Origin of the sequence: Micromonospora sp. CV4 (assembly GCF_003667455.1) — a bacterium.
In the GTDB taxonomy this organism is placed as follows: Bacteria; Actinomycetota; Actinomycetes; order Mycobacteriales; family Micromonosporaceae; genus Micromonospora.
Genome location: NZ_RCVI01000271.1, coordinates 1 through 22,305 on the forward strand (window position 1 = coordinate 1; position 22,305 = coordinate 22,305).

The window sequence follows — 22,305 nt, forward strand, 5'->3', positions numbered from 1 at the left end:
GGGCGGCGCTGACCGGCTGGGCGGCCACCGAGGCGGACCGCCGCCGCGCCGACCGGGCCGGCCGGGCCGCCCTGGTCGCCGAGGCCGAGGCGGCGGCCGACGCGGTGCAGCGGAGCATCGCCGGCATCTTCGCCGACGCTGACGTGCCGGTCGCGGACGACCCGGTGCACGCCGCGACCGTGGCGGTGGAGCGGGCTGAGGCCGACCGGCGTCGGCTGCGGGAGCGCCGCGAGCAGGCCGGGACGCTACGCGAGCAGCGCGCCGGTCACGAGCGGGAGGCTCAGGTGGCCCGCGCGCTGGCCGGGCATCTGCGGGCCAACAACTTCGAACGATGGCTGCTGGCCGAGGCGTTGGACCTGCTGGTCGACGGCGCGTCGGGGATCCTGCGGGAGCTCTCCGGCGGGCAGTACGAGCTGGTGCACGACAAGGGCGAGTTCTTCGTGGTCGACCACCACGACGCGGGGCTGCGCCGGGGTGTGCGCACGCTGTCCGGCGGCGAGACCTTCCAGGCGTCGCTGGCGCTGGCGCTGGCGCTCTCCGAGCAGCTGTCCGGGATGTCGACGACCGCGGCGAGCCTGGAGTCGATCGTCCTGGACGAGGGCTTCGGCACGCTGGACGCGGCCACCCTGGACACGGTTGCGGCGACGCTGGAAAACCTGGCCGCCCGGGGCGACCGGATGGTCGGCGTGGTCACCCACGTGTCGGCGCTGGCCGAACGGATTCCGGTCCGTTTCGAGGTGCGCAAGGATGCCCGCTCGGCGCGCGTGCAACGGACCGGCCGGTGAGCGCGAGGAGCGCAGCGCAGCGGAGCCCCGCAGTCGCGAACGAAAGAGGGGCACCGTGAGCGACGCCGCGTTCTTCGTCGACTCGTGGGATCCGGCGTACGGGGCGTCGTTCGAGGCGTCCGCTGCCGGGCCGGCCGCGCCGAGCAGCGCGCAGGTCGACGCGGACGTGGAGCTGCCGGCCGTGGACTGGCGGGCGATCGGGGTTCGGCCGGGTGTGCGGGCGCCGGACGTGGTGCTGTTGGTCGACGGGGTGCGCCGGATCGACGCGAGCATCTGGACGGCCGAGGCCGACGGTGGGTCGTTTCCCGGGCTGGCCGCCTCGTACGCCGCGGGGGTGGTCCGCTGTGACCTGGGCCGGGGTGCGGCGCAGTTGGCCGGCACCCGGGTCGGCCGGGGCCTGTTCACCGCGAGTCCGTCGGCGCAGGACGTGGTGACGGGGGCGATCCGCTACCCGGTGCACCGGGTGGGCGGCACCGGCGAGTTGGCCAAGCTGCCGGCCGCCGTGCAGGGCCCGCTGACGGCGCTGGAGGTCGCGGTCTCCGACGCCGCCCGGGTCGACGGCGACCTGCTGGTGGTGGACGGCCCGTTGCGCAGCCGGCGGCAGTTGCCGCGCACGCTCGGTTACATCAAGACGCAGCACAGCCAGTACCTGGACGCCCGGCTGACGGCCGTGGTGACCGGCCTGGCGCCCGGTGAACGCTCGCCCGTGTTCCGGCTCGGCACGGCGTGGGGCGGCTGGTCGTGGTATCTGCGGCTGCCGGTGGCCGTCGGCGCTCCGTGGGCCGGGATCGTCCGGGTGGAGTGCTCCGCGGACCTGCCCGTCGAGGCGGCGATCGAGCTGGCCGACCTGTCGCTGGTCACCCTGCCGCGGTTCGCGTCGACCCCGTACAAGGATCCGCGGGCGCCGCAGAATCTGATCCCGATCGCCGGCCTGGAACGCCGGCTGCGGGCCCTGCTCGGCGACTCGCGGTTGTTGCACCGCGCGCTGACGGCCGCGGCCCGAGCGGGCCGCTGACCGCGGATACTGGTCGGGATGGGACGCAAACGGGCTGGTGACCGGGTGGTCGAGCAGGTGGACACCGGGCAGGCCGAGCTGCTCCCGGATCCGGACCGGCCCGGCTCGTGGACGTTGCTGTTGGACGGCGCCCCGCAGTCGCACGTCGACCTGACCGATCCGACCCACCTGGAGTTCGAGTACGTCCGGCGGCTGGCTGCGGCGATCGATCTGATCGCGCCGGCCGGCGCGCCGCTGCGGGTGCTGCACCTCGGCGGCGGGGCGTTGACCCTGCCGAGGTACGTCTCCGCCACCCGGCCCGGCTCCAGGCAGCGGGTGTCCGAGGTCGACGGGGCGCTCGTGGAGCTGGTCCGCCGTGCGTTGCCGTGGCCGGCGGATGCCCGACTGCGGGTCCGGGTCGAGGACGCCCGGGCCGTGCTGGCCGCCACCCGGGACGCCAGCTTCGACGTGGTGGTGGCCGACGTCTTCGCCGGCGCGCGCACCCCGGCGCATCTCACCTCGGTGGAGTACGCGACCGAGGTGGCCCGGGTGCTCCGCCCCGCGGGTTGGTATCTGGCGAACCTCGCCGACGGCCCGCCGCTGCGGCACGCCCGTGGGCAGGTCGCCACGGTCCGCTCGGTGCTGCCCCGGGCCTGCCTGGTGGGGGACGCGGCGGTGCTGCGCGGGCGTCGGTACGGCAATCTCGTCCTGGTCGCCGGGCGGACCGAGCCCCCGGTGGCCGAGCTGGCCCGGCGGGCGGCCGGCGACTGGTTCCCCGGCCGGATGGTGGCCGGCGACGAGTTGGACCGCTTCGCCGGCGGTTCGGCCGTGGTGCGGGACGCCGACGCCACCGGCTCCGACCCGCCGCCGCCGGGCCTGTTCTCCGTCCGCCGCTGACCGGCCCGCCGAGCGGCGCCGCGGAACTTTTTTCGCCGTTTGTTGATCCGCTCGGGGCGGCGCTGCGTACCACCGGGCGGCCGACCTGGTGGGCGGCGTTGGTCAACGGACAACCCGGAGGTCTGCATGCACGCGGTGGCGGCCGGTTGGCATGGCGACGCGATTCGCGCGGACTGGATGTCCGCACGGTCCTCGTCGCGGCCGACCTCGTCTGCCCGGGGGGTCGACGGACGACCGCCCTCTCGCCAGAATGGTCCGGTGACGCCGCGACCGGCGCCCGGGCGCCATCAGGCGACGTCAACCGAGGCGAGCCATTCCGACCAGTTGATCCGGCTGCTCTACGCCGAGCACGCCGGCCCGTTGCTGATGTTCGTCATGCGGCTCACCGGGGGGGACCGGCAGCGCGCGGAGGACATCGTCCAGGAGACGCTGCTGCGGGCCTGGCGCAACGCGCACCGCCTCGGTACGCAGGGGCAGGGTTCGTTGCGGCCGTGGCTGGTGACCGTGGCCCGCCGGATCGCCATCGATGAGCACCGCAGTGAGCAGGCCCGGCCTCCGGAGACGTACGACCGGGACCTGACCGCGTTCGCCGAGGCGGACAGCACCGACCGGGTGTTGCGCACCATGACCGTGGCGGACGCCCTGCGTACGCTGAGTCAGTCGCACCGCGAGATCCTGATCTCGACGTACTTCCGGGGGCGGACGGTGCCGGAGGCCGCCGAGGAGTTGGGCCTTCCACTCGGCACCGCCAAGTCGCGGGTCTACTACGCGCTGCGCGCGCTTCGCACGGCTCTGCAGGAGCGGGGGGTGACAGAATGAGCCGGCCAGACCACATGGACGTCGCCGCGTACGCGCTGGGCGTCCTCGACGAGCAGGACACCGAGCGGTTCGAGGAGCATCTCGCCACCTGCTGGGCCTGCGCGGCCGAGTTGGAGACGATGGTGCCGGTGGTCGGGCTCCTGTCCGACATCGACGGCGAGACGATGATGGCGCTGGAGCAGACCGCGACCGACCCGGCGTTGCTGGACCGGACGCTGGTGGCGGTCCGCGCCGACCGGCGGCGCACCCGGTTCCGCCAGTTGCTCGCGACCGCCGCGGCGGTGGTGGTCTTCGGTGGCCTGACCGGGATCGGCTTCGTCAGCGTGACCGACAACGAACCGCCGGGGGTGCTCGCCGAGCCGACGCTGAACGCACCGGGGAACGAGCCGCCGACGAGCGCGCCGACCGGGCCGCCTTCCGGCCCGGGGGTCGGCGGCAACGAGGAGGTGGAGGGCGACCAGGTCGACGCCACCGACCCGACCACGGGTGTGCAGACGACGATGTTCCTGGTCACCAAGGATTACGGCACACGGGTCAACTTCAGCCTCCAGCGGTTGCCCGGCCCGCTCGTCTGCCGGCTGGTGGTGCAACGCAAGAATTCGACCACGGAGGTCATCTCGAGCTGGTCGGTGCCGCCCGGCGGCTACGGCACCAACGCCCGCCCGCAGGGCCTCGAGTTGAGCGCTTCGACGTCGGCACCGATCGACGACATCAAGCAGATCCAGGTGCAGTCGGTGAACGGCAACGGGGTGGCCAGCCCGCTGGTCACGGTGCCCATGTAGGTTCGCGTACCGCATCGGCGTCGGCCATTATGACAATGGCCGGCGCCGATATGTCGTTGCGTCGGCACCGGTCCGCGTACGGGCACACGCACGGGTGCCCGGGTCGGTTCAATCAATTCACGTGAAATTGACCACTGTTACTCCTTCAACCTTGACAGTCCTCCTGCCGTACCTATGGGTGAACTGCCAAGAATGAGGAGGGCACGTGGCACAGATGAAGCGGACCGTCATCGTCGCGAGCGCGATGGTCGCACTAACGGCCTGCGCTCCCGCGGGTTACGACGGGGCGAACTCGAGCGCGGCCGAGCCGGTCGCCGTCGCCGCGGCCGAGCCCACCGCGGCGGCTGAACCCGAGGCCTCGGCGTCCGCGGAGGCTGCCGCCGCCGACGCGCCGCCGCCCGCGGACGTCGAACTGACCGCGCAGTTGATCGGCAAGAAGGTCGCCCGGATGGGCAAGGTGGTCACCGATCAGGACGGCTGGATCCTGTACCGCTTCGACAAGGACACCGCCGACCCGCCCGCGTCGAACTGCGTGGACAAGTGCGCGCAGGTGTGGCCTCCGGCGCTGACCGACGGCGACGCGCAGCTCACCGGCGTCTCGGACGACAAGGTCGGCAGCGTGACCCGGCAGGACGGCACCCGCCAGCTCACCGTCGGCGGCTGGCCGGTGTACCGCTACATCGGCGACAAGAAGCCCGGCCAGTGGAAGGGCCAGGCCGTGGGCGGCACCTGGTTCGTGGTCCAGCCGGACGGCAAGAAGAACCTCAGCTGCCTGCCCACGTCGACGCCGAAGGCGGTCGCACCGCCGGCGGACAGCGGGTCGGACGACGCCGGCAGCTCCGGCTACTCGTACTGAGTCCGGGCGCCACAGGGCGCGGTGGTCGGTCGCAGCCGGGGAGGGCGCGGCCGGCCACCGTCGTTGCTGAACAACGTCCGGATCCGCGGCGTCACCCGCGGCGACAACGACGCCGCCGCTCGGCACCGGACGGGTACAACCCACCGTCCTTTGTTCCGGTACTCTTCCGGCCGCTGCGGCTCTGCGGCGACCAGGGAGAGGGAACAGATCTTGACCACACTCATCGCCCTTCTCGTGGCCGTCGTGCCTGGGGCGCTGCTCGGCTTCGCCCTTCCGCCCGGCCGCTACCGCTGGGCCGCCTGGGCTGCCGCTCCCGCCCTGACCCTCGGCCTGATCGCGCTGGCGATGGCCTGGCTGCCCACGCTCGGGCTGCCGGACAGCGCCCTGGCGACGCTCGTCGTGGAGCTGCTCGTGGCCGGCGCCGCGGTCGCGCTCTCCCGGCTGCTGTCCCGGCGCACGGCCGACAACCAGCGGCCGACCGCCGAGAGCGGCGCCGACGACACGGACGGCGACCAACGCCGCTCGCTGGCGTCGCGCTTCCGGGTGCGGCCCGTCCTGCCGCGCCGCGCCGACCTGATCGCCATCGCCGTGCCGTCGGTGCTGAGCGTGGCGTACGGCTGGGCGATGGTGGGGCGACTCGTCGCCACTCCCGGCTGGGACGCGATGAACCACGGCTACATGGCGAGACGCATTCTCGACACCAACAGTGTCGACATCTCCTCGGCGTGCAGTTCGGGTTCGACCGACACGGTCACCTCGTGCGAGTTCTATCCGCTGGCGGAGAACGTCGCCTGGGCGCAGGCGACCCACCTGTCCGGCGGGTTGATGAGCACGACGATGACCGCGTGGGCGATCGTCATCGGGCCGCTCGCCCTGGTCGCCGGCATCTACGCCGCCGTCCGGATCCTCCGCGGGGGACCGGTGATCGCGGCCGCCGCCGCCACCGCTCCGATCTTCCTGGGCCCGATGTGGACCTCGCTGATCACCGGCCGGGTCAACGAGCAGACCGCTCCCTGCCTCGCCGGTGGGGTCGCCCTGCTGCTCGCACTCGCCCTGCGCGGCCCGCACCCGATACGGCTCGGCCTGCTGGCCGGTCTAGGGGGCGCCGGCATCGTGATGACGCACTCGTACGACGTCCTCTTCGTCGGTGCTCTCGCGCTCGGTGTGCTCCTGGTGGCGAGGGGTGCGTTGACGTGGCGCCGCAGCGCGGCGGGCATCGGGGCGGCCGCCGTCGCGGGCCTCGTCTCGATCGTGCCCCTGCTCGGCGTCATCCTGGGCGCCGGTGGTGAGCGGATCACCGAACCGCCCGACCTGCTCGGCCAGTGGGGCAAGGCGATCGAGTACTGGGTCACCGATCCGCAACGCTACGTGCTGTGGGCCTACCCGTTGCCGGACACCTCCAAAGACCAGATCTACGGGCCGGCCGTTCAGGTTGGCCTCTGGATCGCCATCGCCTGTCTGCTCGCGTCTCCCCTGTCGCTGGTGCTGCCGCAGGTGCGCTGGGCCCGCCCGTGGCTGCTGGCCGGCGTGCTGTTCACGCTCGTCGGGATCTGGACCGTCGCGTCGGGTTCGTCGGCCGCGCGGGCCCTGGCCAGCCTCTGGTACGGCGACAGCGAACGACCCCGTGCGATGATCTTCCCGGTCTACGGGATCCTCACCGTAGCCGGCGCGATGGTCATCGGGTTGGGAATCCAGTGGCTGCTCGTGCGGCTCGTCGCCCGCGCCGGGGCGCTGCGCGGATCCGCCGCCCCCGCCGCCGTCGCGGCCTCGCTCGTGGTGCTGAGTTTGGCGTCGCTCGCCCTGGTGCCGGACACCTGGCGTCCGCTGCGGAAGGCGATGGTGCAGCGGGCGCCGGTCGGGCAGGAGTACCCCCGGGCCTTCGAGTGGCTGGCCGAGCACATTCCGCCGGGCAAGGTGGTCGCGTACGACCGGCACCGGCAGTTCATGAGCTGGTCCTACGCCGACTACGGCACGCCCACCCTGTTCGGCATCCCGCCCCTGGAGAAGGTGGGCCGGGAGAACTACACGGACCGGTGGCGGGCGTTCAGTTGGCTGGTCAACAACAAGAAGGCACCGAAGGACCAGGGCTGCACGGTACGCCGGTTCGCCATCGAGTACCTGGTGGTGGGCGGCCGCGACTACAAGGGTTGGCCGGCGAACTACGAGCAGGAGCGGCTCGACGACAGCGACCGGCTGACCCTGGTTCACCGGGAGGGCCACGTGCGGATCTACCAGGTCACCGATGCGGGGCGGGCCTGCTCGTCCGGCCAGTGACGGTTCGCGACCGGCACCGACGGAACAGCGTGAAGCGCGGATCGCACCATTTGCCGGATGTAGTCCGAACGGACAGTTACCCCGAGGTGAGGAGAGGGTGTTCGGGCGGAGATCACACTGGTACCTTTCCGCTGCGCGACCGGTGTGGTGAGCCGGCCGCCGGTGTGGCATGCCCGCACCGGCGATGGGACGTCGTCGACCGCTCACCGGTCGACGACAGGAAACGGGGGCAAGGCGTGGGAAGCAGGGTGATCGTCGCCCTTCCGCGGTCGGAACGGAGTGGCCCGGCCCGCCCGCGCCGCCGGATCGCGAATGGCGCGCGGACGCTTCGGAACGGTGGTCGAGGATGAATCTGCGCCCCCACCGTGTGGTGCCGAAGGCGTACCGGGACCGGCTCATCCAGCTCGTGCCTCCCCAGCGGCAGCTCTGGCTCGTCCGCCGGCTGACCCAGGTCACCGCCCGTCGCTCCCGGACCGCACCCGGAGAGGTTCGTCAGGTCCGCGACGTCGACGGCCACCGGGTGCAGGCCCGGGTCGTCGAGGAGGCGACGCCCCTGACGCTCCGGCAGCGCAACATCGACCTGGTGACCCGGGCGCTCGACGAGGCCGGGGTCGACGGCTTCCACGTCCGGCACGCCGACGACCTGCGCAGCGCGATCGCCGTGCCGCACACGCACCGGGCGACGGTGCTCCAGGCGCTCGGTCGGGTCACGTCGACCGACGAGGTCACCCTGCGTTTCATTGACGCCGGCCGCCGCGAGGCCGACGCCGACCACCACGACGCGATCGCACAGGTCTTCCACGCGGTCACCGACCCCTTCGGTCACACCGTTCTCGGCAGCGCCTTCGCCTGCGAGGTCGAGTTCTGGCGTACGGTGTCGCCGCCGGAGAAGCCCGGGACGGACCTCGTCGCGCCGCGCGGAAACCAGGTCGCGACGGCCGTTCCGGAGTCGGGCGAGACGATCCACGTCCCGGCGTCCCAGCTCAGCCGCTTCGCCCCGGCCGGCGGGCCGGCCACCTACCGCACCCGGGCCGAGTTCGCCGGCCTCGGCCACGAGCACGTCACCTTCCCGATCGACGTCGTCTACACCTGGGTCGACGGCGACGACAGCGACTGGCAGACACGGAAGAACGCGGCCCTGCGCGAGCACGGGCAGGCCGAGATCAATCTGGTCGGCGCACACGACTCCCGCTACGCCAGCCGCGACGAGCTGCGGTACTCGCTGCGCTCCGTGCTGTCGTTCGCGCCGTGGGTCCGACAGATCTACCTGGTGACCGACGACCAGGTCCCGCCGTGGCTGGACGTCGAGCACCCGATGGTGCGGGTGGTGCGCCACCGCGAGATCTTCGGTGCCACCGGCCAACTGCCGACGTTCAACTCGCACGCCATCGAGTCCCGGCTGCACCTCATCCCGGGCCTCAGCGAGCACTTCATCTACGTCAACGACGACATGTTCTTCGGGCGCCCGCTGCTGCCGACCACGTTCTTCCACGCCAACGGCATCTCGAAGTTCTTCCCGTCGCCGGCCCAGTTGGACGTCGGCCCGGCGACCGTCCACGACGCTCCGGTGACCGCGGCCGGCAAGAACAATCGCCGGCACATCGAGGAACGGTTCGGGCGCACCATCACGCAGAAGATGCGGCACGTCCCGTACCCGCTGCGCAAGAGTGTGCTGGAGGACATCGAGCGGCACCTGCCGGCCGAGGTGGTGGGCACCGCGGGGCATCAGTTCCGGCACCCGAAGGATTTGTCCATCCCGTCCTCGTTGCAGCACTACTGGTCGTTCTTCTCCGGCCACGCGGTGCCCGGGTCGATCCGCTACACGTACGCCGATCTGGCCGACCCGTCCACGCCGGTGAAGCTGGCCAACCTGCTGACCCGGCGGCACTGTGACGTGTTCTGCCTCAACGACACCGACTCGGGCGAGGTCCTCCTGTCCGAGCAGCTCGCCATGCTGACGGACTTCCTGTCCGCGTACTTCCCGTTCCGGGCGCCGTTCGAGCTTCCGCCCGAGGTCGAGGCGGAGCGGGCGAGGATGACGGCGACGGCGCGGGCGGCGGCGTACCTTCCGGAGACCACCGCTGTCCCCGGCGAGCAGGCCTCCGCGCCGAGCCGGGTCGACACGGGGACCGACGAGCCCGAGTGGATCCGATGAACGCGCCCAAACCGTTGGCGCAGCCCCGTCTGCTGCAGGCGATGTACGGTGCCCGCCGCCGCGCCGGCCTGGTCACCGACCGGCTCGTCGAGCGGGTCACCCGCCTGCGGCACGACCCGGTCGCCGGGCTGCCACCGGCCGACTGCGACTTCTTCGCCGTGCTCGACGGGCGCACGCTGCACGTGCACGCGGTGCTGCCGGCCGACACCGAGCCGGCCGAGCGGGCCGAGATCTTCTTCGTCCGCGAGGGCGACACGCTCCGCTGCCCGGCGACGGTCCGCCGGGAGGACGGTCGGCTCGCCGTCGAGGTGGTGGCCCGTCTCGGTGCCTCCGCCGACGAGATCGCGCTGGGCAAGGGCACCTGGTCGGTGGGGCTCGCGGTGGACGCCGGCGCGGCAGGTGAGCGTCGCTTCTCCCTGACTCTCGACGAGACCCCGGAGCGGGACGGACCGACCGTGGGCAACCCGCCGCACCCGGTGTCCGGATGGCTGTACCGGCCGGGGCGCAGCGGCAACGGGCTCGCGCAGCTCACCGTCACGGGCGCGCGCGCCCGGGCCGAGGTGGTCCAGCTCGCGACCGGCCACGCCGAGGCCCGGATCCGGGCCCGGTTCCTCGGCGTACGGCCGCAGGACGCTCCGGCGGTGGTCTTCACGCCGCGGGGCGGTGGCGCCGACGTGGTGGTGCCCATCCTGCCGGTCGGAAACGACTTCGAGTTCGTCGTACCGCTCGCCGACCTGGCGCCGGGCCGGCCGGGCGAGGAGGTCATCTGGGAGGCGTGGGTGCGCACCTCCGCGACCCGCATGGTCCGGCTCGGCCGGTTCCTGCACGACCTCGCCGACCCACGCACGGTCCTGCGCGTCAGCCGGGCCGTCCTGCCGCTGGACGGCGAACAGTTCGTTGGTTACCGCCCGTACTACACGGCGGCCGGCAATTTGGCGGTGGCCTGCCTCCGCTTCACACGTTTCACGGGGATACCGAGTTGAAGATCACATTTCTCCTGCTGACCGCTGACGCGATGGGCGGCACGGAGCGCGCCATCCTCACCCAGGCCGACCACCTCTCGCGGCGCCACACGGTCGAGGTGATCAGCGTCTACCGCACCAGCGACGAGGGCTTCTTCCAGGCCGACGAGCGGGTACGGATGCGGTACCTCGTCGACCTGACCGGCCCGGCGCCGCGGCCGACCCGGCCGACGAACGTCGATGACGAGGCGTATGCGGCGCTGTACCGCAGCCCGAGCCGGTTGATGCCGGCCCGGTGGGAGAAGCAGGGCAGCCGCCTGGCCGACCTGGAGATCGACCGGGCACTGCGGTCGCTCGACACCGACGTGCTCGTCTCCTCCTCGCCGGCGCTGATGGCGATGGCCACCACGCTGGCGCCGCCGTCCGTGGTGACGGTGCACCAGGAGCACCGGCCGTCGCAGTTGCGGGGCGGGACCGGCGAGCCGCTGTTCCAGTTCGCCCCGCGGCTGGACGCGCTGGTGGTGCTGACGGACCGCACCCGGGACTGGTTCATCGACACCTTCGCCTCGTCCTGCCCGCGGATCGAGGTCATCCCGAACAGCATCCCCGACGGGTTCCGTCCCCGGTCCACCCTCCGCAACCCGGTGGTGAGCGTGGCGGGTCGGATGGTGCCGGAGAAGCGCATCGACCACGCCATCCGCGCCTTCCGAACGGTTGCCGACACGTACCCGGACTGGACGCTGCGGATCTTCGGCGACGGCCCGCTGCTCGGTGAGATGCGCAGCCTCGCCGCCGACCTCGGTCTGAGCGACAACGTGCAGGTGCTCGGGCCCACCAACCGGATGGTCGAGGAGTGGTCGAAGACCAGCGTCGCGCTGCTCTCCTCGCGCGACGGTGAGGCGCTCCCGCTGGTGCTGCTGGAGGCGTTCGCGGCCGGCGTGCCCGCGGTGGCGTACGACATCCAGACCGGCCCGGCCGAGATCATCACCCACGGCGCGAATGGTTTCCTGGTCAGCTCGGGCGACATCGACGGTCTGGCCGACGCGATGATGAGGCTCATCGCGGACGAGCGGTTGCGGCAGGACTTCGGCGCCGGCGCCCTGCGTGCCGCCGAGAACTACCGCATCGACCCGATCATGCACCGTTGGGAGCAGCTCTTCGCGGACCTGATCGCGGCGCGTGCCGCGGGCGAACAGACCCGGTCCGACCGGCTCGCGGCGTGGATCGGGCGCACCGGCGGATCCGGCTTCGCTCCCGCCGCACCCCGTCCCGCCCAGGTCACGAGCGGGCTGGACGTGACGGCCGTCGAGGAGCGCATCCAGCAGACCGTCGCGGGGCTGGTCCGCTCCGGCGGCCGCCTCAGCGTCGTCCGGGACGACATGACGCCCGCCGACGCCGCCCACGCGAACTTCACAGCGGTGACCGACCTCCTGTGGAGGCAGGGCATCCCCTACTGGGTGGCGCGCGACCACGGTGTCCGACACCGCGTGGTGGTCGCCCTGGAGCATCGCGACGCGACGCTCGCTGCCCTCGCGGAAGAGTTCTCCGCCGCACCCTTCTACGCCGAGACCCTCACCACCGGCGCCAAGGTCACGGCCGTGACCCCCGCCGCGTGCCTGACCACCGAGAGCCGCGCCGCCGAGGCCGTCGGCCTGCGGCTGTTCCGACCGGTGGTGTCGTCGTCGCGGACCCTCCGGTACGGCCCCGCGCTCGGCTGTGACGTCGAGTTCTGGACCCCGTCGAAGGATGGCGAGGCGCTGGTCGCCACCCGCAGCACACTGCTCGGCCAAACCGTCCCGGTGGCGGCCATGACACCGGCCACCCTGACCGTACGGGGTCGGCAGCATCCCACCATCGAGCCCTTCACCCACCGACTTCTGTCCGATGTGGACTTCCCCATCGACGTCGTCTACACGTGGGTGGACGGGGACGATCCGCAGTGGCGAGCGGCGAAGGACCGGGTCCTCGCGGAGCTGGGCCGGGAGCCGCTCGCAGCGGCGGACGGGTCGGCCCGGTTCCGGGATCGCGACGAGCTGCGCTACTCGCTGCGCTCCATCGACATGTACGCGCCGTGGGTCCGCAACATCTACGTGGTGACGGCGGGGCAGACCCCGACGTGGCTCGACACCGATCACCCCCGGGTCGCCGTCGTGGACCACCGCGAGCTGTTCGGTGGACGCGGCACCCTGCCGACGTTCAACTCACACGCCATCGAGTCGCAGCTGCACCACATCGACGGCCTCGCCGAGCACTTCATCTACTTCAACGACGACTTCTTCCTGGGCCGCCCGGTCCTGCCGACGCTGTTCTTCGATCCGACCGGCCTGTCGAAGTTCTTCATCTCACCGACGCCGATTCCGATGCTCGACGTCACGGCGGAGGACGACTTCAACTTCAGCGCGGCCAAGAACAACCGCCAGCTGATCCGGAACGCGTTCGGCCGTACGCTGACCCATGGCCTGTTGCACGCGCCCTACGCGATGAGCCGCAGCGTCGCCAACGAGCTGGATCGGCAGTTCGCGGACGACGTGAAGCTCACCGCCGCGTCCCAGCTCCGGGCTCACTCCGACATCTCGGTCGCGTCCTCGCTGCACCACTACGTCGGCTACCTCACCGGGCGGTCCGTGCCGGGCAGCATCCGGATGAGCTACGTCAACACCGGCGAGCCGTCGGAGCACCCGCAGCTGACCCAGATCATGACCACCCGGGGCTACGACTCGTTCTGCCTCAACGACACGCACCACGGCCATCTCGACGCCGAGGAGCAGACCCGGATCGTCATGACCTTCCTCGAGAGCTACTTCCCCGTGGCCAGTCAGTTCGAGCGGGGCAGCATCCGCAACCGGGCCCGCTGAACGGCGGCCTCGGCGTCGGCCCCTAGCGCGGCGGAAGATCCGGTCCCGGGCGGTGTTCCTCCGCCTGGTGGTCGGCAGTCCGGCCGGCTGCGATGCGGCCCGAGGGCAGGGTGGGCGCGTCCAGCCGGGGGCCGACCCGGGGCTTGTGCACCACGGGCGCGTCCGCATGCCGGCCGACCTTGAGTGCGGGGGTCGTCGGCGCGTCCAACTGCCTGCCGCGCCGCTCCACACCGCGAGCCTGTCGCCACAGCTCGGTGGCCCCGAGCTTTCGGCGTTCGGCGATCACGTCGTCGGGCAGCTCGAACGGGGCCGGGAACGGCAGGTAGCGCGGCAGGAAGTCGGCCAGCATGCTCTCCTGTTCCTGGAACGCGTTCGGGTCCGAGTCGGTGTCGTTGAGGCAGAAGACGTCACGGTGCCGACGAGCGAGCAACTCGGTGAGGCGGGCGGGCGTCGAGGGGTGGCCGAGGTCGGCGTACTCGTACTCGATGTCGCCGGGCACCGCCTGCGCGGTCAGGTACGCCCAGTACTGGTGCAGCGACGACGGGATCGAGAGGTCGCCGTGGTGGCGGAAGCGGTGCTGCGCGGTGGCCGTCACGTCCGCCTGCAGGGTGACCTCGATCTGCCGCATGATGCTGCGCCGGAGCGCGAACGGCGTGTGCTTCATCTTCTGCGTGATCGTGACACCGAACTGCCGCTGGATGTGCCGGCGGTTGTTCTTGCCGGCGGCCTTCACCGGCGGGTCGCTCGGCTTCGCCTCGCCCAGCCCGAACTGCGCCGGTGACAGGAAGAACTTCGCGATCCCGTTGGCGTGGAAGAAGTGCGTCGGCAGCAGGGGCCGGCCCAGGAAGACGTCGTCGTTGAGGTAGAGGAAGTGCTCTGCCAAGCCGTCGATGCGGTGCAACCGGGACTCGATGGCGTGGGAGTTGAACGACGACCGACCGCCGAGGTCGGCGAAGAGTTCGGCGTGCGACACGACGGTGACCATCGGGTGGCTCGGGTCGAGCCAGCTGGGCAACTGACTGTCGGTGATCAGGAAGATCCGGCGTAGCCACGGTGCGAAACTGTGCAGCGAGCGCATCGAATACCGCAGCTCGTCCCGGTTGTGGTAGCGCGACGTGTTCGCCGCGATCGCGTGCAGCGGGCCGTCGGGGGTGCCGAGTGCGGCCATCTTCCGCTGCAACCACTCCGGGTCCGAACCGTCCACCCAGGTGTAGACGGCGTCGATCGGAAAGCCCACCCGGTCCGGTGCACGAACGGTGAGATCACGTCGGGTGCGGTACGTGTGGTCGTCGGCCTCGGGCACGAAGTGGCTGAGCAGCGCGGCGGCGACCCGGACCGGCTCCGCCTCGGCGGGCGCCTCGTCGATCACGGCGTTGTGCCGGGGCGCGCGGACCACGTCCTGGTGTCGCGTCCAGAACTCGATCTCGCAGGCGAACTGCGCGCCGAGGACCACACCCGCCCGGGCGTCGGTCACCGGGAACCAGATCTGGAAGACCTCGGCCGGCGCCGCCTCCGGCTGGTCCCGACCGGGCAGCACCTCGACGACCCGGACGTGCGCGCCCTCCAGCGCGGGCGCCGAGCGCACCAGCCGACCGACGGCGGCACGGTGCTCGTCGAGAACCGCGACGGAGCTGCGGAGGTAGTCGTCGTTGCGCAGGCAGTGGTAGTCGATCCCGGCCGACTCCAGGGCGCTCGTGACGGCCCGCAGGTTGTGGTGCCACAGCTCCAACGGCGTGGCCGCGGCGACCACCTCGGCGCGGGTACGGACGCCACCGTCGGGCACCGTCACCCGAGCACCCAGCGCGTGGACGGTGCCGCCCCCGCGTGGCCCGGAGAGGGTGCGTACGACCCCCAGCCGCCGGTGCTCGGGAAGCAGGTTGACCAGTCGACGCCGGAGAGGCTGCGGCAACGCGCGGTAGATCCGTAGGGCGATCATGCGGCAGGCCGTTCTGAACGGACATCCACTCGCGCAGCCATCACCGCATGCCTCTCCACAGCTCCCCCGTGACGCTGCGCGACGAGCCGGGCAGGGTTGAGGCGCACGCTGCGACCGCTGCGGATCCCCGACTACCACCCAGCCCCGGGCTCTGGCCTGCCCGTTCCGAACGGGTGTGGCCGCCGCAGGTGAGCCCGAAGCAGCACCTTCACCTACTGGTCATCAAACAACCACACGATCGATATCTCGCCTACCGACAATCGTCACATATAACAGTCTTGCACTATTTAGCCCGTTTAATTCTGTCCGTTCGGTGGGCACCAATGCGGCGCAACGGTGGACCGAAGGTGTCTTCACGCTGCTGCCGGATCCGGCCGCGCACCGGTATACCGGCTTCCGGCGCCGCCTCCGCGCCTGGCAGAGTGGCCTGGTGACCGCAATGGAGCCCGCCGCGACCCGGGTGCTGCACCCGCCGGCCGGCTACCGCCTGGCCGCGTCGGTCCGCGCGCTCACCTTCAGCCCGTACGACCCGTGCGCCCGCGTCGCCGCCGGCACCTTCTGGTGGGCCACCCGCACTCCGGACGGGCCGGCCACGCTGGCCCTGCGGCCGGCCGGCGGCGAACTCGTCGCCGAGGGCTACGGGCCGGGCGCCGAGCACGTGCTGGCCCGGGCCGACTCGATCGCCGGGCTCCGCGACGACCTGACCGGCTTCGCCGAGCTGGCCGCGACGCACCCGCTGGTCGCCCGGCTGGCCCGGGAGCACCGCGGGCTGCGGATGCCCGCCACCGGGCAGGTCTTTCCCCGCCTGCTGCGCGCGGTCTTCGAGCAGAAGGTCACCGGCAAGGAGGCGTACCGGGCGTACTCGGCGACCGTGCGGCACTTCCGCGAACCGGCGCCCGGCCCGCTGCAACCGCTGCTGCTGCCGCCCGAGGCCGCCGCGGTGGCCGCCACCCCGTACTGGGTGTTCCACCCGTTCGGCGTGGAGCAGCGCCGGGCCGACACGCTGCGCCGGGTCGCCGCGGTCGCCGACCGGTTGGAGCGCTGCGCCGACGCGATCGAGGCCACCCGCCGGCTGACCGCCGTCGCCGGTATCGGGCCGTGGACCGCCGCCGAGGTGGTCCGGACCGCCTACGGCGACGCGGACGCGGTAAGCGTCGGCGACTACCACATACCCAACACGGTGGCCTGGGCGCTCGCCGGCGAGCCACGGGGGGACGACGCCCGGATGCTGGCCCTGCTGGAGCCGTTCCGGGGTCACCGGGGCCGGGTCTGTCTGCTGCTGGAGGCCGCCGGCATCCAGGCGCCGAAGTTCGGCCCCCGCGCGCCGATCCGCTCGTTCGCCCGCTTCTGACCGACGCCGCTCAGCGGCCGGCGCAGAGCCGGCGCAGGGTCCGGCCCAGCCACCAGGCGTACGCGTGCTGCACGGCCCGGACGCCGGGGCCGCCGGCGCGCGTGAACCAGCGGTCCGGGCGACTGAACGCGCGTACCTCGAACCAGACCGCGCCGGTGTCGTCGCGGCCGACCACGAACGCCTCCTCACCCCGCTCCGGATGCCCGGGCAGGGTGCCGTAGCCGAAGCCGGCGAGCCGCGGCGTGTCCTCGCTCCAGATCACCCGGCAGGGTCCCCAGACGCGGACCGGCCCGAGGCCCAGGCCCGCTCTCACCAGCACGCCCTGGGTGGCCCGCGGCGCGTCGGTGCGCATCCGGACCCCGGCGGCCCGGTGCAGCCGCCAGCTCAGCACCGCCTCGGCCGCGACCTCGAAGCAGCCCGCCGGCAGCGCGAACCGGTGGCGCAGGTGGTGGTACCCACCGGGCAGCGTCCCCTGCCGGGTGCCTCCGACCTCCGGGTACGTCAGCTCGGCCACCACTCCCCCTCGTCCTCGTCCGGACACGGTCAGGGTACGGCCGGCACGTCCGGGCCGCCGGTGGAGGCCGACGGCGGCTGTGGTGTGCTGCCCCGATGAGCGTCGAGGCGAGCATCGTCCCGGCCGGCGTCGCGGACGCCGGCGAGATCCTCACCGTGCAGCGCGCCGCCTACCTGACCGAGGCGCAGCACTACTCCGATCCGTTCCTGCCGCCGTTGACCGAGACGCTGGACGAGGTCGCGGCGGTGCTGGCCGGCCCCACCGCCGTCCTGGCCGCCCGGGTGGGGCACCGGCTGGTCGGCTCGGTGCGGGCCCACCTGGACGGCGACACCGCGCACGTCGGGCGGCTCTCGGTCGCCCCGGACCAGCAGGGCCTGGGTGTCGGCGGACGACTGCTCACCGCGATCGAGGCGGCCTGCGCCGGCCGGGCGCAGCGGTTCACCCTGTTCACCGGCGCGGACAGCGCCCGCAACCTGCGGCTGTACCAGCGGCACGGCTATCGGATCGTGGCGCACCGGCCGGACCCGAACGGCATCCGGCTGGCGGTGCTGGAGAAACCGGCGTCGGTCAGCCCTGTTCGCACCGACGCCTGAGCCCGTCGGCCTCCAGCCGCAGGTAGCGGCGCAGCAGACCGCCGTACAACCAGCCGACCGGCCCGGCGAGCGGCCCGGACTGGATGATGGCCAGCTCGACCCGGGTGGGCCCACCGGGCAGCGGCAGCACCCGGTGCTCCGCGCGGGTGCGCACCCCCGGCGTGTCGGAGACCCAGGTGAAGGCCTGGTTCTCGGTCAGCTCGGTGACCCGCCAGACCGCCGGCCGCAGCTTCGGCTGCTCCAAGCGGGCGGTCGCGCCGACGGTGAGCGGTCCCGGCTCCCCCCGCTGGACCTGGCGTACCGAAGCCGTCCACTCGGGCCACCGCTGCACGTCGACCAGCACCGCCCAGACCCCCTGGGGGTCGGTGGCGATCTCCGTGCCGGCTTCGAACCGCATCGCGTCTCCTCCCCGGCGCCGCCGCCCGGCGCCGCCGCGCCTTGGGACGAGACTGCCCGGTGGATCGTGACGCCGGCATCCGCCGGCCGGCCCGTTGGAGGGCCCGTTGCGGTCCGGCCGCCGGGAGTCAGGCGGCTTCGTGCAGGTCGGCCAGGCTGAGCGGCGTACAGCGGCGCAGCAGCTCGGCCAATTCGGACACCGATCCGGCCTCGCCGAGCACGTTCTTGCCACCGCCGAACCGCTCCGGGTAACGGCGAATCAGTCGGTACCGGTAGCGGCCCCGGATCAGCTCGACGCTCACCCGCCACCGCCCGCAGCAGTCACAGACCCACTCGGACACCTCGCGAAACTAGCTCTGACCTGCGGTTATCTGATTCGCCCGGACAGGACGAGCGGCGCGGAGGCGGACACGCCACCCCGCCGCCCACGGTGATCTGCCTCACGACTGTCGGCAGCGTCTGATTGACTGGTCGCCGTGGACCTGCCGATCAACCCCCCGGTCGAGCCGATGCTGGCCAAGAGCGTTCCCAAGCTGCCCACCGCGCCCGGGATGACGTACGAGCCCAAGTGGGACGGGTTCCGGTGCATCGTGTTCCGCGACGGCGACGAGGTCGAGCTGGCCAGCCGGGGCGGCAAGTCGATGACCCGCTACTTCCCGGAGGTGGTCGAGCAGGCCCTCCGGCAGTTGCCCGAGCGGTGTGCGGTCGACGGTGAGCTGATCGTGATCCGGCGGGACGGCCCGGGCGGCCAGCCCCGGCTGGATTTCGAGCTGCTGGCCCAGCGCATCCACCCGGCCGCGTCCCGGGTGAAGCTGCTGGCCGAGACCACTCCGGCCGACTTCGTCGCCTTCGACCTGCTGGCCATCGGCGACGAGGCGCTGCTCGACCAGCCCTATCCGCGTCGCCGGGAACGGCTGGTCGAGGCACTGGCCAGGGTTCGTCCGCCGGTGCACGTCACCCAGGTCACCACCGATCCGGAAACCGCGCGCCGCTGGTTCGACGTCTTCGAGGGCGCCGGGCTGGACGGGTTGATCGTCAAGCCGGCGGACCTGCCGTACGAGCCGGGCAAGCGGCTGATGGTCAAGGTCAAGCACGCCCGCACCGCGGACGCGGTGGTGGCCGGCTTCCGCTGGCACAAGTCCGGTCCGGTGGTCGGCTCGCTGTTGCTCGGCCTCTACGACGACGCGGGGGTGCTGCACCACGTGGGGGTGAGCGCGTCGTTCAGCATGGCCCGGCGGGCCGAGCTGCTCGACGAGCTGGCGCCCTACCGGGACATCGGTGGCGAGCACCCGTGGGTGCACGGCGACCACGAGCGCGGGCAGCGCATCCCGGGCGGGGTGAGCAGGTGGACTGGCACCAAGAACCTGGAGTGGGAGCCGCTGCGCCCGGAGCTGGTGGTCGAGGTGGGCTACGACGCGATGGAGGGTGACCGGTTCCGGCACACCGCACAGTTCGTCCGGTGGCGACCGGACCGCGACCCCCGTTCCTGCCGGTACGACCAGCTGGACCGCCCGATCCGCTTCGACGTGGACCAGGTGCTGCGCGGCGACCCGGCGACCACCGTGGACCGGGCCGCCGCCGGCCCGGCGTAGCCTGGCCGTCGACTCGACCCCGGAGGACCACGTGACCCGCACCGTCGACCAACCTCGGATGGCGACCAGTCGCCGGGTCCGTCGTCGTCTCGCCGCCTTCGCCGTGGCCGCGCTGCTCACCGCCGGCTGCACCCTGCCGGCCTTCGCGCCCCGTACCGAGGTGGAGGGTGAGGCGGCGCCGGCCGGTGGCGCGGCGGCCTGGCGGGCCTGCCCGGAGGTCGCCGACGAGCTGGTCGGGCGGGGCGCCCCGGACATGCGCTACGAGTGCGCCCGGATCGCGGTGCCGCGCGACTGGGGCACCGGCGGCGGGGCGACCGCCGGCCCGGGCGCGGGGCAGACCTTCGAGATCGCTCTGCTGCGGGCCCGGTCCACCAAACAACGGGACCGGGTCGGTTCGCTCGTGGTCAACCCGGGTGGCCCCGGCGGCTCCGGCGTCGACACGGCCGTATACCTCTCCTTCGGCACCCAGTTCGGCGGCCTGCCCGCCTCGATCACCGAACGCTTCGACATCGTCGGCTTCGACCCGCGCGGGGTGAGCCGCTCCAGCCCGGTCAAGTGCATCTCCGACGCCAACCTGGACGCGAGCTTCGGCTACGACCCCGATCCGACCAGCCAGGCCGCGTTCGACGGTTTCGTGGGGCTGAGCCAGCGGATCGGGCGCGGCTGCGGCGACCGGTACGGCGACCAGTTGCCGCTCTACGGCAGCGAGCAGGCCGCCCGGGACATGGACGCGGTCCGCGCCGCCGTCGGCGACGACAAACTCACCTACCTGGGCTACTCCTACGGCACGCTGCTCGGCGCGATCTACGCCCAGCTCTACCCGCAGCGGGTGCGGGCTCTGGTCCTCGACGGCGCGGTCGACCCGCGGCAGCGGCTCGTGGCGGGGTCGGAGAGTCAGGCCCGCGGCTTCGAGCGGGCCTTCGGCAACTTCACCCGCTGGTGCGCCGCCAACGCCGACCGCTGCCCGATCGCCCCGGACGCGCGAGCCGCGGTCACCTCGGCGATCGGCAAGGCCCGGGTCTCCCCGGTACGCGGCGACGACGGGCGGGAGGCCACCGCCGGCTGGGTCTTCTACGCGGTCATCTCCTCGCTCTACACCGAGTCCGGCTGGCAGGAGCTGGCGCGGGCGATCGACCGGCTGGCCGAGGGCGACCCGAAGGACGTGTTCCGGCTCGCCGACGCGTACGCCGGCCGGGAGGCCGACGGGCACTACTCGAACCTGTTCGACGCCAACCTCGCCATCAATTGCGCGGACGAGACGGAGAAGCCGAGCCGGGAGCAGATCCGCCAGTTGCAGTCGCAGTGGCGCACGAAGTATCCGCTGTTCGGGCCGGCGCTCGCGGTCGGCATGCTGAGCTGCGTCGAGTGGCCGGGCAAGCGTGACCCGTACCCGACCGGCCAGGCGGCCGGGTCGCCGCCGGTCGTGGTGGTCGGCACCACCGGTGACCCGGCGACGCCCTATGAGCAGACCGGTCGGCTCGCCTCGATGCTCGGCGTCGGCCGAGTGCTCACCTGGGAGGGTGAGGGGCACACCGCCTACCCGCAGACCTCCTGCATCACCGCCGCGGTCGACGCCTACCTGATCGACCTGACCGTTCCCAGGGAGGGGCTGCGCTGCCCGGCCCGGTGACCGTCCGGGTCGGCGGCAGCGGCGGCAGCTCGATGCCCTGCCGGGCGGCCAACTCCTCCAGCAGCGCCCGCATCCGGCGTACGTCGGCCTTGAGCTGCTCCTGCTCCTCGTGCTCGAAGGCGTCGTCGTCGACGATGAGCCGGCTGGCGAAGTGCGCGGTGATCAGCGGGATGACCAGCAGGACCATGGTCGAGATGAGCAGCGCGGCGAGCGTGCGGCCCGCCCAACTGGTCGGCGAGATGTCGCCGTACCCGACGGTGGACGCGGTCACCACCGCCCACCAGACGGCGTCCGCGGGGCTGCGCTGCTCGACCTCGCCATAGATCACCCCGGCCACCACGATCATCAGCAGGTACGACGTGATCAGGGTGCGCGGCGAGTTCGCGAACCAGACCAACGCCCGGTAGATCCAGCGGAAGGGCAGCAGCAGGGCTTCCATGCCGCCCATGCTGCCCCGCATCGGCAAGCGGCACCGACCCATCCGCCGATGTCGTTGTGTCAGGCTCACGGCATGACCGATGTGATCTACCGCGAGGCGGTCCGAGCCGACCTGCCGGCCGTCATCGCCCTGCTCGCCGACGACGTCCTGGGCAAGGCCCGCGACTTCACCACGGTCGACGAGGCGTACGAGCGGGCGTTCACCGACATCAGCGCCGACCCGCGCAACCAGCTGATCGTCGCCGAGCAGGGCGGCGAGCTGGTCGGGTGCCTTCAGATCACCTACATCCCGGGGCTCGGCCGGCACGGCGCCGAGCGCTCCCTGATCGAGTCGGTCCGGGTCCGCTCCGACCGGCGCGGCCAAGGTCTGGGCCGCCACCTGATGACCTGGGCCGTCGACCAGGCCCGGCAGCGCGGCTGTGCCCTGGTGCAGCTCACCACGGACAAGAGCCGCGAGGACGCGCACCGCTTCTACC

General features: G+C 72.4%; 20 protein-coding genes. 15 read left to right on the plus strand and 5 right to left on the minus strand.

Features of this window, described 5'->3' with window-relative positions; translation table 11 throughout:
* The 10 genes from EAD98_RS16460 to EAD98_RS16505 form a co-directional block, all read left to right on the plus strand.
* A partial coding sequence (locus tag EAD98_RS16460; protein WP_147457407.1) for an SbcC/MukB-like Walker B domain-containing protein occupies positions 1-785 on the plus strand: 785 nt, incomplete at its 5' end.
* 55 nt (positions 786-840) lie between these two features.
* Positions 841-1,800 (plus strand): hypothetical protein, encoded by a 960-nt coding sequence (locus EAD98_RS16465; RefSeq protein WP_121654948.1) that lies wholly within the window; start codon positions 841-843, stop codon positions 1,798-1,800.
* A gap of 18 nt (positions 1,801-1,818) precedes the next feature.
* Positions 1,819-2,676 (plus strand): spermidine synthase, encoded by an 858-nt coding sequence (locus EAD98_RS16470; RefSeq protein WP_121654949.1) that lies wholly within the window; start codon positions 1,819-1,821, stop codon positions 2,674-2,676.
* 126 nt (positions 2,677-2,802) lie between these two features.
* A complete protein-coding gene (locus EAD98_RS16475) occupies positions 2,803-3,495 on the plus strand; it encodes a sigma-70 family RNA polymerase sigma factor (RefSeq protein ID WP_121654950.1) in 693 nt (230 codons plus the stop codon).
* Positions 3,492-4,277, plus strand: coding sequence for an anti-sigma factor (locus EAD98_RS16480; RefSeq protein WP_121654951.1), 786 nt, complete (start codon positions 3,492-3,494; stop codon positions 4,275-4,277). The genes EAD98_RS16475 and EAD98_RS16480 overlap by 4 nt, the downstream gene beginning before the upstream one ends.
* Before the next feature lie 205 nt (positions 4,278-4,482).
* Positions 4,483-5,133: a hypothetical protein gene (locus EAD98_RS16485; RefSeq protein WP_121654952.1), complete on the plus strand. Its 651-nt coding sequence runs from the start codon at positions 4,483-4,485 to the stop codon at positions 5,131-5,133.
* Positions 5,134-5,343: 210 nt separating this feature from the next.
* Positions 5,344-7,407, plus strand: a complete 2,064-nt coding sequence (locus EAD98_RS16490; RefSeq protein ID WP_147457408.1) for a DUF6541 family protein — start codon at positions 5,344-5,346, stop codon at positions 7,405-7,407.
* 346 nt (positions 7,408-7,753) lie between these two features.
* Positions 7,754-9,562 (plus strand): stealth family protein, encoded by a 1,809-nt coding sequence (locus EAD98_RS16495; RefSeq protein WP_121654954.1) that lies wholly within the window; start codon positions 7,754-7,756, stop codon positions 9,560-9,562.
* A complete protein-coding gene (locus EAD98_RS16500; RefSeq protein ID WP_147457409.1) occupies positions 9,559-10,545 on the plus strand; it encodes a hypothetical protein in 987 nt (328 codons plus the stop codon). The genes EAD98_RS16495 and EAD98_RS16500 overlap by 4 nt, the downstream gene beginning before the upstream one ends.
* Positions 10,542-13,379 (plus strand): stealth conserved region 3 domain-containing protein, encoded by a 2,838-nt coding sequence (locus EAD98_RS16505; RefSeq protein WP_121654956.1) that lies wholly within the window; start codon positions 10,542-10,544, stop codon positions 13,377-13,379. The genes EAD98_RS16500 and EAD98_RS16505 overlap by 4 nt, the downstream gene beginning before the upstream one ends.
* A 22-nt stretch (positions 13,380-13,401) precedes the next feature.
* Here the strand turns inward: EAD98_RS16505 and EAD98_RS16510 are convergent, their stop codons facing one another.
* The gene (locus EAD98_RS16510; protein ID WP_121654957.1) at positions 13,402-15,315 is read right to left on the minus strand and encodes a stealth family protein; all 1,914 of its coding nucleotides are present in this window, start codon (positions 15,313-15,315) and stop codon (positions 13,402-13,404) included.
* A gap of 430 nt (positions 15,316-15,745) precedes the next feature.
* Here EAD98_RS16510 and EAD98_RS16515 point away from each other — a divergent pair, with 430 nt between their 5' ends.
* Positions 15,746-16,666: a DNA-3-methyladenine glycosylase gene (locus tag EAD98_RS16515; RefSeq protein WP_121654963.1), complete on the plus strand. Its 921-nt coding sequence runs from the start codon at positions 15,746-15,748 to the stop codon at positions 16,664-16,666.
* A 10-nt stretch (positions 16,667-16,676) separates the two neighbouring features.
* Here the strand turns inward: EAD98_RS16515 and EAD98_RS16520 are convergent, their stop codons facing one another.
* Positions 16,677-17,180, minus strand: a complete 504-nt coding sequence (locus tag EAD98_RS16520; protein WP_121654962.1) for a DUF1990 family protein — start codon at positions 17,178-17,180, stop codon at positions 16,677-16,679.
* A 95-nt stretch (positions 17,181-17,275) separates the two neighbouring features.
* Here EAD98_RS16520 and EAD98_RS16525 point away from each other — a divergent pair, with 95 nt between their 5' ends.
* The gene (locus EAD98_RS16525) at positions 17,276-17,773 is read left to right on the plus strand and encodes an N-acetyltransferase (RefSeq protein WP_121654958.1); all 498 of its coding nucleotides are present in this window, start codon (positions 17,276-17,278) and stop codon (positions 17,771-17,773) included.
* Here the strand turns inward: EAD98_RS16525 and EAD98_RS16530 are convergent.
* Positions 17,748-18,170, minus strand: coding sequence for an SRPBCC family protein (locus EAD98_RS16530; RefSeq protein WP_121654959.1), 423 nt, complete (start codon positions 18,168-18,170; stop codon positions 17,748-17,750). The genes EAD98_RS16525 and EAD98_RS16530 overlap by 26 nt on opposite strands.
* Before the next feature lie 127 nt (positions 18,171-18,297).
* Positions 18,298-18,510 carry a hypothetical protein gene (locus tag EAD98_RS16535; RefSeq protein WP_121654960.1) on the minus strand — a complete coding sequence of 71 codons (213 nt, stop codon included), beginning with the start codon at positions 18,508-18,510 and terminating at the stop codon, positions 18,298-18,300.
* A gap of 135 nt (positions 18,511-18,645) precedes the next feature.
* Between EAD98_RS16535 and EAD98_RS16540 the strand changes: the two genes are divergently transcribed.
* Together EAD98_RS16540 and EAD98_RS16545 are read left to right on the plus strand one after the other, a co-directional pair.
* Positions 18,646-19,761 carry an ATP-dependent DNA ligase gene (locus EAD98_RS16540; RefSeq protein ID WP_121654961.1) on the plus strand — a complete coding sequence of 372 codons (1,116 nt, stop codon included), beginning with the start codon at positions 18,646-18,648 and terminating at the stop codon, positions 19,759-19,761.
* 58 nt (positions 19,762-19,819) lie between these two features.
* Entirely contained in the window at positions 19,820-21,391 is a 1,572-nt protein-coding gene (locus EAD98_RS16545; RefSeq protein ID WP_121654964.1) for an alpha/beta hydrolase, read from the plus strand.
* Here EAD98_RS16545 and EAD98_RS16550 read toward each other — a convergent pair.
* On the minus strand, positions 21,318-21,830 hold the full coding sequence (locus EAD98_RS16550; protein WP_121654965.1) for a potassium channel family protein: 513 nt from the start codon (positions 21,828-21,830) through the stop codon (positions 21,318-21,320). The two genes, EAD98_RS16545 and EAD98_RS16550, sit on opposite strands and share 74 nt — an antisense overlap.
* 72 nt (positions 21,831-21,902) lie before the next feature.
* Between EAD98_RS16550 and EAD98_RS16555 the strand changes: the two genes are divergently transcribed.
* On the plus strand, positions 21,903-22,305 hold a 403-nt coding region (locus EAD98_RS16555), incomplete at its 3' end, for a GNAT family N-acetyltransferase (protein ID WP_147457410.1).